Annotated in this window: 11 protein-coding genes; all 11 read right to left on the bottom strand. The window is 59.8% G+C overall.

What is annotated here, in order from left to right; genetic code table 11:
* Position 1: 1 nt before the first annotated feature.
* The 11 genes from VGC62_RS27235 to VGC62_RS27185 all read right to left on the bottom strand — a co-directional run bounded on the left by VGC62_RS27235 (position 2) and on the right by VGC62_RS27185 (position 13333).
* Positions 2-1516, bottom strand: a complete 1515-nt coding sequence (locus VGC62_RS27235) for a M81 family metallopeptidase (protein ID WP_331190174.1) — start codon at positions 1514-1516, stop codon at positions 2-4.
* Complete coding sequence (locus VGC62_RS27230; protein ID WP_331190173.1) at positions 1517-2485, bottom strand: ABC transporter ATP-binding protein; 969 nt, start codon at positions 2483-2485, stop codon at positions 1517-1519.
* 8 nt (positions 2486-2493) lie between these two features.
* Entirely contained in the window at positions 2494-3453 is a 960-nt protein-coding gene (locus VGC62_RS27225) for an ABC transporter ATP-binding protein (protein ID WP_331190172.1), read from the bottom strand.
* A 3-nt stretch (positions 3454-3456) separates the two neighbouring features.
* Complete coding sequence (locus VGC62_RS27220; protein WP_331190171.1) at positions 3457-4278, bottom strand: ABC transporter permease; 822 nt, start codon at positions 4276-4278, stop codon at positions 3457-3459.
* Between the two features lie 35 nt (positions 4279-4313).
* Positions 4314-5243 carry an ABC transporter permease gene (locus tag VGC62_RS27215; protein ID WP_331190170.1) on the bottom strand — a complete coding sequence of 310 codons (930 nt, stop codon included), beginning with the start codon at positions 5241-5243 and terminating at the stop codon, positions 4314-4316.
* Between the two features lie 33 nt (positions 5244-5276).
* A complete protein-coding gene (locus VGC62_RS27210) occupies positions 5277-6866 on the bottom strand; it encodes an ABC transporter substrate-binding protein (RefSeq protein ID WP_331190169.1) in 1590 nt (529 codons plus the stop codon).
* 46 nt (positions 6867-6912) lie between these two features.
* Positions 6913-7782, bottom strand: coding sequence for a MurR/RpiR family transcriptional regulator (locus tag VGC62_RS27205; protein ID WP_331190168.1), 870 nt, complete (start codon positions 7780-7782; stop codon positions 6913-6915).
* 434 nt (positions 7783-8216) lie between these two features.
* On the bottom strand, positions 8217-9800 hold the full coding sequence (locus VGC62_RS27200) for an ABC transporter ATP-binding protein (RefSeq protein WP_331190167.1): 1584 nt from the start codon (positions 9798-9800) through the stop codon (positions 8217-8219).
* Complete coding sequence (locus VGC62_RS27195; protein WP_414705856.1) at positions 9797-10663, bottom strand: ABC transporter permease; 867 nt, start codon at positions 10661-10663, stop codon at positions 9797-9799. Before VGC62_RS27195 ends, VGC62_RS27200 begins: the two co-directional genes overlap by 4 nt.
* A 17-nt stretch (positions 10664-10680) precedes the next feature.
* Positions 10681-11664 (bottom strand): ABC transporter permease, encoded by a 984-nt coding sequence (locus tag VGC62_RS27190; RefSeq protein ID WP_331190166.1) that lies wholly within the window; start codon positions 11662-11664, stop codon positions 10681-10683.
* 73 nt (positions 11665-11737) lie between these two features.
* Positions 11738-13333, bottom strand: coding sequence for an ABC transporter substrate-binding protein (locus tag VGC62_RS27185; protein WP_331190165.1), 1596 nt, complete (start codon positions 13331-13333; stop codon positions 11738-11740).
* Positions 13334-13392 lie beyond the last annotated feature (59 nt).

Genomic DNA, 13392 nt, shown 5'->3' with positions numbered 1-13392 from the left:
ATCAAACTCCAGAGCACGGTGGTGTGACGCGGGTCATTTCGCGATCCAGGGGGTAAATCGGGCGCGGTATTTTGCTGAAGGGCAGACGTCCATAATCCAGTGTGCAGAGCGCACCGCTGTCGCAGACCACGACGCTGCTGGCAATCGGTTCAAAGGCTGCACGGAAATGCTGCATCGACTTCAGCGCCACCACACGTTTTTTTGCCGGGTCGATGCCAAAGGCACGAAACTGCTGGAGATCCAGCATTTGCAAGGCGGCGCTGGTCACCAGGATTTCAATGTCATCGACCAGCAGCACAGCACTCGGGCCGAAGCTCTGTTCCAAGCCACCAATCATCGGACCATCGCCGATGAAGTCACCGTTGCTGACCTGCAAGATGCGTCCGGTCACCGTCAGCGGTGTGCCACCGAAGCGGGGATCGCTCTTGCCGCCGACGGCTACCGTCACCGTGGCATCGACACCTTGTTCGCACAGAAGCGCGGCGATCGCTGGGTCGACCATCGGGCCGAAGCAGGCATCCTCGACGCCGGCAGCCAGCAGGGCACGTAACAGTTCAGTGGCATCGCCATAAGACCCGGCGCCAGGGTTGTCGGCATAGTCAGCGATGATCAGCGGGCCGTTTTGACGGGGGTAAGTACGGGCGATTTGCGCGACTTTGTCCACTGTGTGATAGGTGTTGATCACTTCGTCGCGGCGGTTCCAGATGTCATCTGCCAGGCTTTGGGCAAAGGCACGATGCAAACGATCATCGCCTTCATAGGTGACCAGCACCGTAGGTCCGACTTCGGCGATATCGGCCTCCGGGAATGCACCATTGATGCTGACGGCGAGGGCGCCTGGCTGTTCAGCCTCCCAGGCACGAGCCTTGGCGATGCGCTCGATCATCGGCCCGATATCGGTACGCCCACCGTTAGCTTCCTCGAGCATCGGCAGGTGAATGCGCAAGGTGCGCGGCTTGATTTCACCTTTCATGGTGCGCTGTAGCAGGTTACCTGCGTGGCAGGCAGTTTCCTTCAGGTCAATGTGCGGGTAAGTCTTATAGGAAACCAGAATCTGCGCCAGCTCGCACATACGCTTGGACACATTGGCATGCAGATCCATGGTCACGGCAATAGGCAGATCCGGACCGACCACGGCGCGCAATCGCGCCAGAATTTCTCCGTCGCCATCGTCGCTGTGCTCGGCAACCATGGCCCCATGCAGGCACAACAGAATGCCGTCGAAGGATTGTGCTTTGGCCGCCTCGACAATCAAGCCGACCAGGTACTCGAAAGCTTCGATCGTTACTGGCCCCGAAGGCTCGCTCCAGGCGCTGACCACATGCTGCATGTCCCAATCGAATTCGGCGGCGCAACTCAACGCACCCGCCAGGCCGGTATTGGATTTACCACGTTTCTTCAGCGCTTCCTCGCCCAGCATCAGGGTCTCGCGCCGGAACTCGGGCAGACCGGTCTTGTGGGTGCTGAAGGTGTTGGATTCGTGCATGAATTCGGCGGTGAGAACTTTGAATGACATTTAGAACTCCGGGACAAGGATCGTCGACTCATGAACGTGGCACGCCACGGCATGTTGGTCAGTCTGGGGGCGAAGAATGGGCAGGCTTTCACGGCAACGTGGTTGTACCAAAGGGCAGCGCCCGGCAAAGGCACAACCGAGCGGCTCATCGTAGCCACTCGGGATTTCGCCGGTAATCCGCACAATCTCGTGTCGCTGGTGCGGATCGGGCACCAGAACGCTTGCCATCAGTGCCTTGGTGTAGGGGTGGATCGGCGTAGCGCCGCGGGGGAGGACTTCAACTACTCGACCGAGGTACATCACCAGGGTGCGATCGCAGAAATACTGCACCAGCGCCAGGTCATGGGAGATGAAGACGTAGGTGAGGTCGAGCCGATCCCGCAAGTCCTGCAGCAGGCCAATGACTTGCGCCTGGATCGACACGTCGAGGGAGGCCGTCGATTCGTCGAGTACGATCAGCGATGGATCCAGCGCCAGTGCCCGGGCGATGCCCACCCGCTGTTTCTGTCCACCGGACATTTGATGTTGATAGCTGTCAGCCAGGTGAAGCGGCAGCGCGACCATAGTCAACAGCGCATCGACCTTGGCGCTGGCTTGTGCCGATGTCAGGGGAATGCCCTGTACCTGAAAGGGTTCAAGCAGCGTATCGCGCACCTTCTGTCGCGGGTCGATCGAGGAGTAGGGATCCTGGAACACCATCTGAAAATGCCGCCGAAGGGGTCGCAAGGCCCGTACCGTGAGGCTGGCGATATCGGTGCCGTCAAACAGCACCTCGCCGCAGGTGGGCGTCAAGAGCCGCATGATGAGACGGGCAAGGGTCGACTTCCCACAGCCCGATTCGCCGACAACGCCAAGGACCTCCCCACGTTGCACGTCGAAAGAGACATCACTGACGGCGCGAAAGTGGCGTCGCGGTTTGAGGAAGCCGCCGCCGCTGGTAAAGGTTCGTCCGACGCCGCGTACTGACATGATCGGTTTCATGGCAACTGTCCGGCGCTGTGCAGGAAACAGGATACGCTGCGTCCGGCCTCACTCGTCGGCAGGGGCATCGACTGGTGGCAGATCTCCATCACCTTGTTGCAGCGCGGATTGAAGCGACAACCCTGGGGCATGTTGCCGGCTGATGGCACCATTCCGGGAATTCCCGCCAAGCTTGCGGGGAGCATGTCCGGTCGAGGAATACAACCAATCAACGCGAGGGTGTAGGGGTGTTGCGGGTTGTCGAAAATGGTCGCCACCGAGCCGTATTCGATCACTTGCCCGCAGTACATGACGGCGACGCGGTCGCAGGCTTGGGCCACGACGCCCATATCATGGGTGATCAACACCAGGCCAAGGCCGCGTTCGCGAACGAGCTGGACCAGAAGCTGAATGATCTGGGCCTGGACGGTCACATCCAGCGCAGTGGTTGGTTCATCGGCAATCAGCAGATCGGGATCGCCGGCCAGAGCCATGGCGATTACGATTCGCTGGCGCATTCCGCCAGATAGTTGGTGTGGAAACAGGTCGTAGGCGAGCGCCGGATCGGGAATGCGCATGCGCTCCATCAGTTCGACCGAGCGAGCTTTCGCGGCGTGACGATCGAGGTGCAAATGCAGTTGCGACACCTGGTCGATTTGCCTGCCGACGCGAACCACGGGGTCGAGGGACGTCATGGGGTTTTGCGTGATGAGCGCGATCCGCCCGCCGCGTAACGCGCGATAGCCAGGTTCGTCCAGCGTGGTCAGCTCCGTACCGTCGAAACGGATACTGCCGGACTTGACCCGCCCACCTATCAGCGGCAATAGCCCCATGATGCTCATCGCGGTCATCGATTTGCCGGAGCCGGATTCGCCAACGAGTCCAAGGATTTCACCCTTGTCGAGGGTCAGGTCTACCCCGGACAAAGGCTCATAAGGGCCGAAACCGATCTTCAGATTTTCAATGGTCAATAGCATGGCTCAATGACTCCTCGCTTGTGCCTTGATATCCAAGGCATGCAGCACGCCCTCTCCAAAAAGGTTGATGCAAATCACGGAGAGGGCGATGAGTGCGCCGGGCCAGAGAATGACCCAGGGCGCGCTGAACAATTGCGCTGAGCCGGTGCTCATCATGCCGCCCCAGCTGGGTACCGGCGGTTGTACGCCCATGCCGAAAAAGCCAAGCGTCGCCTCAAGCAGGATCGCGTTACCGGTCGAGAGCATGGCGACGACGATCACCGGGGCCACCACGTTCGGTAGCAGTCGCCGCATGATGATGTGCGTTGACCCCGCGCCCAGGCTCAGGCTTGCCTCCACGAATGTCTGACGCTTCAGGCTTTTGATCTGGGTGCGGGTCAGACGGGTGAATTGCGCCAGGTAGGCGATGCTGATCGCCAGAACGGTACTGGACGAACCGGGGCCGATGATGGCCACGATCAACAACGCCAGGACAATTTCCGGGAAGCTCCAGGTCAGGTCGACGATAGACATCACGATGCGATCCAGGCGTCCGCCGACATAACCGCAAATGGCGCCGATCAGAATGCCGACGGTCACTGAAAGACTAATGGCGACCAGTGAAACGCTGAGTGAAGTCCTGGCGCCGAAAATGACCCGCGAGAGCACGTCCCGGCCGAATTCGTCAGTGCCGAACCAATGTGCGGCAGACGGTGCCTGGGCGGCGATGGAAAGGTTCTGCACGTCATAAGGGTACGGCGCCAGCCAGGGTGCGGCGCAGGCAATGAGGATCAGGATCAGCAGCGCAACGCCGGAGACCGCCGAACTGAACGTCGGCACCAACATCAAGATATTCCTGCGGACAGTAGAGGCAAGGGCGGTCATTGTGCGGAGTCCTCGCGTTGGCGCGGGTCCATCGCGGCTTGAAGCAGATCACCCAGCAACGTACCGAGCATGACGGCGATGGCCAGAAATAGCAGGCAGCCCTGTATCAGCGGATAGTCACGCTGCGCCAAGGCGCGGATCAGCAGCGAACCCAGCCCCGGCCGGGCAAATACATACTCCACCGTCACCGAGCCGCCGACGATCAGGCCGATGCGCAAGCTCAGAATCGTCACCACAGGAATGAGGGCGTGACGCAGGATGTGTCGTAGCTGAATCGTCCAGCGCGACAGCCCCTTGGCATGCAGCAGCATCACGAAGTCCTCGCGGGCAATTTCAATCATGGAGATACGGGTCACCCTGGCCACCAGCGCCATGCCGCCCAATCCAACGGTAATGACGGGCAGGATCAACGAGGTCCAGCTACGTGCGCCGGACACCGGTACCCAACCGAGTTCGACGGCAAACAACATGATCATCAACAGGCCAAGCCAGAAGGTGGGTACCGTCGAGCCGAGCAGCGACACGCCCATCAGGCCGTGATCGATCCAGCGATCCTGAAAAGAGGCGGCAATCGTTCCGGCCAGCAGGCCGGCGACTGCCGAGAACATCAATGCCCAGCCGCCGAGAGCCAGGCTATGGCCGAGATTGCTCATGATGAGATCGGCCACCGGGCGGCGCATGACAATGGCCGTACCCAGGTCGCCATGCACAATGTTGTTCAGCCACGTCAGGTACTGCTCGATCAGGCTGCGGTCCAGACCGTAGCGAGCGACGATTTCCGCGCGCTGATTGACCGAGGCGCCCACGCTCATCATGTTGTCGACCGGGTCTCCCGGCACCATGTGGACGATCAGAAAGACCACGCCAGAGACGACGAAGAACACCGGAATCATCGCCAGCAGCCTGCGAATGAAGTAATTCATCATGTCCGTCGTCTCTGGGTCGTCATGTTCTGATCCTTATTCCTTGATGGTGATATCAAGCACGCTCTGGGCGGTAAATTGCGGTCCATCGATTTTCCCCGGCAACACCAGACGTTCCTTGTCAAAGACCATGCTTTGTTCCGGCTCGTAGATCGGCGCGAAGGGGTATTGGCTGAGCACATATTCGTGATACGCAAGGAAATTGGCGGCCCGCTCCTCTTGGGTCCTCGAACCGGTCAGCGCCTTGGTCCGCAACTCCTCGGCTTTGGCGTCTTTCCACATCGAGACGTTGGGGTAGCCAAGGCGTTCAGCACTGAAGAACCAGTCGAGGATGTCTGCGTTGTTCCAGCCATAGCTGCGCACGGCCAGTTGCTGCGTGCCCTTCTTGTATTCGGCGCGAATTGAACTGGAATCGAACACAGAAATTTTTGCGTTGATGCCCACGGCTTTCAGCTGTGCCTGGATGACTTCTGTCAGGCGTTTGAACTCGGTGTCGCTTTGCGTCACCAGGGTCACGCTCAATGGCTTGCCATTTTTTACGCGGATGCCGTCAGGTCCCATCTTCCAGCCCGCCTCTTCGAGCAGGGTCTTGGCTTGTGCGGGGTCATAGGAAATGTTGAGCTTGGGATCGACCTTTGATTCCGGCAGTGAAGCAATCAGGAAGTTGTGCGCAGCACGTCCTTTGCCACCGAACAGGCTGTCGACAATCTCCTGCTGGTTGATGGCCAGGGCCGTGGCCTTACGCACATTGAGATCGGTAAAGGGTTCGACGGTGGTGTTGATCGGCATGTAGTAAATGCCGAAGCCGGACTGGCTTTTGATGGTCGCGTTATTCAGCGTCTTGTATTGCCCCAGGATGTCACTCGGTACATCGATGACCAGATCGACCCCGCCGGTTTTGAATTCGAGGAAGGCGGTCGAGGAATCGGCAATCTCACGCAAGGTCAGCTTATCTATCTTTGCCGGCCCTTTGTTCGCAGAAAGCGGGCCGCCCCACGTGTAACTGGGGTTACGAACCAGCACGGCCTCGGAGCCGATAGCAATACTTTCAAGCTTGTACGGGCCCGTGCCCACGGCGACTTTCACGCCATAGTCCGTGCCCTGCGCGTCATAGGCCTTGGGACTTGGAACACCCATGAATCCGCTCGACAGGTTGTAGAGGAGGTTGGTGTCGGGGTGCTTCATGACGAAATGGACGGTGTAGTCATCGACGACCTCGACCTTGTCGATGGCGCTGACCAGAAAGGCGTTCTCGGTCCCGGCAAATTTCGGGATCCACCACGCGATGGTCTGAGCGTTGAAGGGCTCGCCGTCATGGAAGGTGACGCCCTCGCGCAGGTGGAAGGTCCAGCTCATGCCATCTGCCGTGGTTTCCCAGCTTGTGGCCAAGTGGGGATGAAATTTCTGATTCGCGTCCTGGTCCACCAGACGGTCGTAGATCAGGCCGTCAACCAGCGTCACCAAGGAGCTGCGGATCGGGTCCAGAGAAGTCGCCCCCGCTTGCGATGACGGCAATACAAAGGTGGCCTCGGTGTCCGCCAGAGCTGCATTTGAGAGCAGTCCCGCTGCGCAGATGAAACTGAGAGCGAACAGTGGTCGGTAAAACTTGCCCTTGATGACATTCATGAGGTGCGCTCTCCATCGTTAATGCGTTGGTTGTTTGAACTCGTTGTCAATCTTCCTGCGGTGTTCCTACATATCCGGTGAACTTGTTGTAACAGGTAAAAATCTGCTTCAAGCGATCCTCGACGCAAGCGCCCAGTTGCGCGAATACGCCGTTGATCGCCAGTTGCACCAGTGAGACCAGTGGGCCCAGCGAGTCCAGAAAGTGATTGAGCTCGGTCGGTACGGCGAACACTTCGCTGGCCACCGATGGACCCCAATCGCAAAAGGTGTCAGTGATGATGGTCACCGGTATGCCGCGATCCCGCGCCGAGGTCGCCAACAACTGGCTTTGGCGTGAATAGCGGCGAGTGTCGATGATGACCAGCATGGTTTTGGAGGGGTCAGTGAGCAGCACGTCGACGAAATTGCCGGCGGCCAGATCGGCCAGGTGTACGCCGTCGCGTAGATATTGCAACTGATGCGCCAGGATCGCCGCGACCCCTCGTTCCGTCTGGAATCCCGCACAGTAGACGTTTTCTCGAGTTGTCAGGCGTTTGACGAAACGCTCGAATTCCGGACTTTGAGCGATCTCGTAAACACGCACCATGGTGCTGATTTCAAACTCCAGGCTGGCAGCAAGCAGGTCGTTTCCCGACTGGGCGCGTGCCGCGAACTCCCGCAGCCGATCACCGACCAACCAAGGACTGTCGCCAATATTGCTTTTCAGCTCGGCTTTCAGTTCTTTGAAATGGGTATAGCCGATAGCGCGACAGAATCGGCCCACCGACATTTCACCGACACCGACCTTGCTGGCGATGCTGGCGGCGGTCTCGAAGGGCAACTCGTTCAAATTGGCCAGCATGTAGTTGGCGATAACGCGCCCGGAGGCGGTTGATCCTTCGAGGCTATCGAGCAGGCGCTGCTTCACGGTCGTCATTGAAAAACCCAGAAATGATATATTTCTATCTTTTGGTTGGTTAGTAATATTTTTATAACATGTATCGGTCGATAGCAGTCAACTATTTGGGCAATAGATTCGTGGGGGGGCGTAGGAGGGGGGGTGAAAGGATTCGGAGTTTGCGTCCATGGGACTTCGATGGCTATGCCGGTGTTGGTGCTGATCGAAAACGGACCCACCTGTGAGCTAGCGACAACGTTGGCATTGCTTCGCACCCGCTTTGGCACAAGCAGCGACGGGTATTAGAGCAAGGTTGTTGTGCCAAAAAACCGCTAAAACAGCGTCAAGGTCATTTTTTGGCTTTGCGACATCTTTGGCGCTGAAAAGTGAGCTAAATCATTGTAGTAAAAGAAAATACTCTGCGGAAAACACGACGTCCTTTTGTGCCAAATGTTCCGCCAACTCACAGTCCCTCAGATCCGCGCATCCAGCCATCCTTCAGTCATCTGCGGTTCACACGCCAGCAAATGCTCGGTATAGGCTGGATGAGGCGGGTTGAGCACCTGTTCGCGGGTGCCTTGTTCCACCACCTGGCCTTGGTGCATTACCACAATGCGGTCGGCAATCGCGCGCACGGTCGCAATGTCGTGGGTGATAAACAGGTACGACACCCCCAGTTCCTTCTGTAGGCGCAACAGCAGGTTGATGATGCCCTGCTGGATCAGCTTGTCCAATGCCGAGGTCACTTCGTCGCAGATGATCAGGCGTGGCTCGGCCGCCAGGGCACGGGCAATCGCCACGCGCTGCTTTTGTCCGCCCGAGAGTTCGCCGGGCAGGCGCGAGAGGTGATCGGGGCTCAGCTCGATCATCTCCATCAGTTCGCGCAGACGCTGCTGCAGCGCTGCCCCGCCCAGGGCGTGATAAAACGCCAATGGCCGCCCGAGCAATTCACGCACGGTCTGTTTCGGGTTCAGGGCAGTGTCGGCGCTTTGGTAAACCAACTGGATCTGCCGCAATTGCTCCAGCGGCCGTTCAGCGTAACGCGCTGTCAAGGGGTGCCCGGCAAACTGCACCGTCCCGCCGCTCACCGCCAGTAAGCCGGTGATGCAGCGGGCGAGTGTGGATTTTCCTGAGCCAGACTCGCCGATGATTGCGGTGGTGCGACCCTGGGGCACATCAATGTTTATGTCGTCGAGCACCTTCACGTGTCCGTAGTGAGCGCTGAGTCGTTCGATGCGCAAGATCTGGGAGCTTGCCTCAGGCTCCACTGCCTTGGTCAACTGGCGCACCGCCCACAGGCTGCGCGTGTAAGCCTGGGTCGGGGCTTCAAGCATTTGCCGGGTGGGCGCCTGTTCCACCAGTTTGCCGCGCTTGAGTACCATGATGCGTTGGGCCATTTGCGCCACCACAGCCAGATCATGGGTGATGTACAGAGCGGCACTCCCAGACTGCGCAATAGCGTTGCGGATTGCCGTCAGCACGTCGACCTGGGTGGTGACGTCGAGCGCAGTGGTCGGTTCGTCGAAGATGATCAGATCGGGTTTGCAGATCATCGCCATGGCGGTCATCGCTCGCTGCAACTGACCGCCGGAGGCCTGGTGCGGATAGCGCTCACCGAAGTGATCCGGGTCAGGCAGACTGAGTTGGCTGTATAGCTGCCGTGCGGTGGCTTCGGCTTCGTCACGGGGTATGCCGTGCAGCAGGGCGCTTTCGATGGTCTGGTCGAGCAGGCGCCGTGCCGGGTTGAAAGCAGCGGCGGCGCTTTGCGCGACATAGGCGATACGTCGCCCGCGCAGTTGCTGGCAGTGCTTGTCGCCGGCCTTGATCAGATCGACACCGTCGAACCAGACCTCGCCTGTACGCACCCGGCAGCCGGCGCGGGTAAATCCGGCGGCGGCCAGGCCCAGGCTGGATTTGCCGGCGCCGGACTCGCCTATCAGGCCCAGTACCTCGCCACGCGCCAGAGTCAGGTCGATTTCCTGCACGATGGGCTGCCAGTCGTTACCGTTACGTGCGTCCAGGGTCAGGTTGCAGATGCGCAGCAGCTCGGTGCTCATGGTCGGTGCTCGTCGGTCGGGTCGAGGAAATGGTCGACCACCACGTTCACCGCCAGGGTCAGCAGGGCGATGGCACCGGCCGGAATCAGCGGAGTGATGTCGCCGTAGCTGATGAAGGTCGCGCCTTCGCGCACCATGGTGCCCCAGTCGGCAGAGGGCGGCTGGATGCCCAGACCCAGGAATGACAGGGCCGAGATGGTAAGGAAGGCAAAACAGAAGCGCAGGCCGAACTCGGCGATCAGGGCCGGCAGGATATTGGGGAGGATCTCACGGCGCAGTATCCATGCTGTGCCTTCACCGCGCAGCCGTGCGGCCTCGACAAAATCCATCACCACCACGTTGCGTGCAGTGGTGCGTGCCAGCCTGTAGATTTGCGTGGCGTTGATCACGGCGATGATCAGCACGATATTGGGAATCGACGGACCCAGCGCCGCCAGCAGAATCAGGGCCAGAATCAGTTGCGGTATCGCCATCAAGGTTTCGATGGCGGCGGACAGCAGGTTATCTATCCAGCCGCCACGAATCGCGGCGAACACGCCCAGGCTGGCACCGGCGGCAAACGCCAGCAGGGTGGTGAGCACCGCGATGCCCACCGAGTTGCGTGTGCCGTAGATCAGGCGGCTGAGCACGTCGCGACCGATCTGGTCGGTACCCAGCCAGAACTCGCTGCTCCAGGGAGCATACGGTTGGTCGCTGATGACGTCTGCTTCGCCGTGGGGCGCAAGCCAGGGCGCCAACAACGCCACCAGCAGGTAGCCGATAACGATCGCCGCACACAGGTAGACCATCCAGGGTTTGCGCTTCAAGCGCTGCCAGCGACTGACCGTCACACGTTCGAGCGGGGCCGTATAAAGTACCGTCATGGGTGGGATCTCGTCTGTCATCGCGGGTGCAGCAACCGTGGGTTGGTGGTGATGGCAACGATGTCGGCCACCAGGTTGAGGGCGATGTAGGTGGCGGCGAAGATCAGCGCGCAGGCCTGTACCACTGGAATGTCTCGCGAGCGTACTGCGTCGACCATGGTCTGACCGACACCGGGGTAGACGAACACCACTTCCACGACGACCACGCCGACCACCAGATAAGCGAGGTTGAAGGCCACCACCGCGCTGATCGGCGCCCAGGCATTGGGTAGGGCATGGCGCAGAATGATCCTCCATGGGGCAATTCCCTTGAGCGTGGCCATCTCTATATAGGGGCTGGTCAGCAGGCTGACGATGGCTGAGCGGGTCATGCGCATCATGTGCGCGACAATGCCCAGAGTCAGGGTCAGCACCGGGAGCGCAAGGTGCAAGGCGATGTCGCCGACGCTCATGCCGGGGGTAATGCGAGCCAGTGAGTAAAACCACGGCAGCTTGACCGCAAACAAAAGCATCAGCGTGTAGGCCACGAAGAACTCTGGAAACGAAATACTCACCAGCGTCGTCAGGTTGCACAACCGGTCGAGCCAGCTGTTACGCTTGATTGCGGCAAGAATACCGAGCAGCAGCGCCAGCGGAACCGCCACCAGTGCGGTGATGCCGGCCAACAACAGGGTGTTTTTCAGGCGGGGTGCGACGATGCCCATGACTGGACGCGGCTCACCGGCGCGGGAAGTGAACGATAGGCCGAAGTCGCCGGTCAGCGCGCCGCCCACCCAGTGCAGGTAACGTTCGCTGTACGGTTGGTCCAAGCCCAGTTGGCGTTGGAGGGCCGCCACCGTTTCAGGGGTGGCGGAACGGCCGAGGGTAGCCTTAGCGAAGTCGCCGGGCAGCAGCAATACCGCTGAAAACACCAGCAACGATACCGCCGCCAGCGTTGCCAGGCCCATGCCCAGGCGTTGCACAGTGGTTCGCAATACCGGGTTTGAAAGCGCACTGTCCATGGTTATTTCCCGAGTTTTGCCAGCCGCACGGCCCCATGCCGTGCAGGGTGTCAGTACAGGGTGCGCAGTCGACTCAGGCCATCCACCAGCGCTCGGCCATGCGGAAGTTGTCGCACTGCAACATATTGCCCAGCGGGCCATGGGCGATCTTGTCCGACACGGCGTCGATGAATTGTGCGTACACCATCACAATGGCCCCGCCATCGTCATGCAAGATTTGCTGCATCTGCGCGTAAATGGCCTGGCGTTTTACCGGATCGGACTCGCCGCGGCCTTGTACCAGTAACTGGTCAAAAGTCGGATTGGCCCAGCCAGTGTCGTTCCATGGGCCGTTGCTGGCATAGGACGTGGTGAACATGGCGTCCAGGGTCGGTTTACCCAGCCAGTCGCAGGCGACAAACGGCTTGTGCTGCCAGATTTTGTCCCAGTAGCTGTCATCTGCCTCGCGGATCACATTGATGGTGATGCCAGCCTTGGCCGCCGAGTCCTTGTACAACAGCGCGGCATCGACAGCGCCGGGGAAAGCGGTATCGGCGACCGATAGATCCACTTCAATGCTGTCCAGGCCCGCCTGTTTGAGCAGGGCGCGAGCTTTATCCGGGTTGTAAGTGTGCAGCGGTTTGGGTTGTGTGGCGAACTTGATCTGCGGTGCGATGGGGTTGTCGTCAGCGATTTTGGCGTTGCCCAGGAAAACCTTCTTGAGAATGGCCTCACGGTCCATGGCGTACTTCATGGCCAGGCGCACCTCAGGCTTATCGAAGGGCGCGACTTTGGCGTTCATGTCGAAGCTGAAGTGCCGCACGCCAGCGGTGCGTAAAACGTGAACTTTGGGGTTGCGTTCCAGCATGGCCAGGGTCTTGATATCGGCGTCAACCATGTAGTCGACTTCGCCCGTAACCAGGGCATTGGTGCGCGCCGCCACGTCGGCAATGCTGACGAACTCAACTGAATCGAACCAGGGTAGGCCTTTCTTGAAGTAGTGCGGGTTGCGCTTCATTTTTAGCACGGTGCCTGGCTGAAAGCTTTCGACCATGTACGGACCGGTGGCGACGCCCTTTTGCCAGTCCAGGCTGCCGTCAGCGTTGGCCGGCATGATCGCCAGGTGGTTATCGGACACGGTGTACGGGAAGTCGGCGTTGCCACCACTGAGGGTAAACACCACATCGTGCTCGCCCTTGGCGCTGATGTCGGTGAGGGTATCGAGTGAGGCTTTGACCCCGGAGGTGGAGTCCTTGCTCATGTGGTGACGATACGAGGCAATCACATCATTGGGGGTGACCGGGCGGCCGTCATGGAACACCAGGCCCGGGCGAAGGGTGAAGGTCCACACCGTCAGGTCGCCATTGGCCTGATAGCTCTCGGCGAGTGCCGCCACGATCGAACCGTCGACCGCCAGTTCCGTCAGGCCATTGGTGAGGGTGCCGCCAAATGCAGCCTGAGCAAAAGAGGTCAACCAGCCAGCAGGGTCGTAGCTATCGCTGGGTGCGCCGTCGTTGATGGCGAAGCGGGCGTGGCCGCCAGCCTTGGGCGTCGCGGGGGCAGCGAACGCCATGCCCGGTTGTAATGCTGAAGCCATGGCGGCACTGGCACCCAGAACCGTGGCCACTTCCAGAAAGCGTCGGCGTGAAAAACCGTTGCAGGTGTCATCTGGGTCTTTGCTGTGCGTCATCTGATCATCCCCGAAAAAAATGCATGGCTGTTTTCTCGAACCCCTGACGCAGCTGACCT

Source organism: Pseudomonas sp. (genome assembly GCF_036404235.1).
In the GTDB taxonomy this organism is placed as follows: domain Bacteria; phylum Pseudomonadota; class Gammaproteobacteria; order Pseudomonadales; family Pseudomonadaceae; genus Aquipseudomonas.
This window is presented reverse-complemented; position numbering and strand designations above follow the sequence as displayed.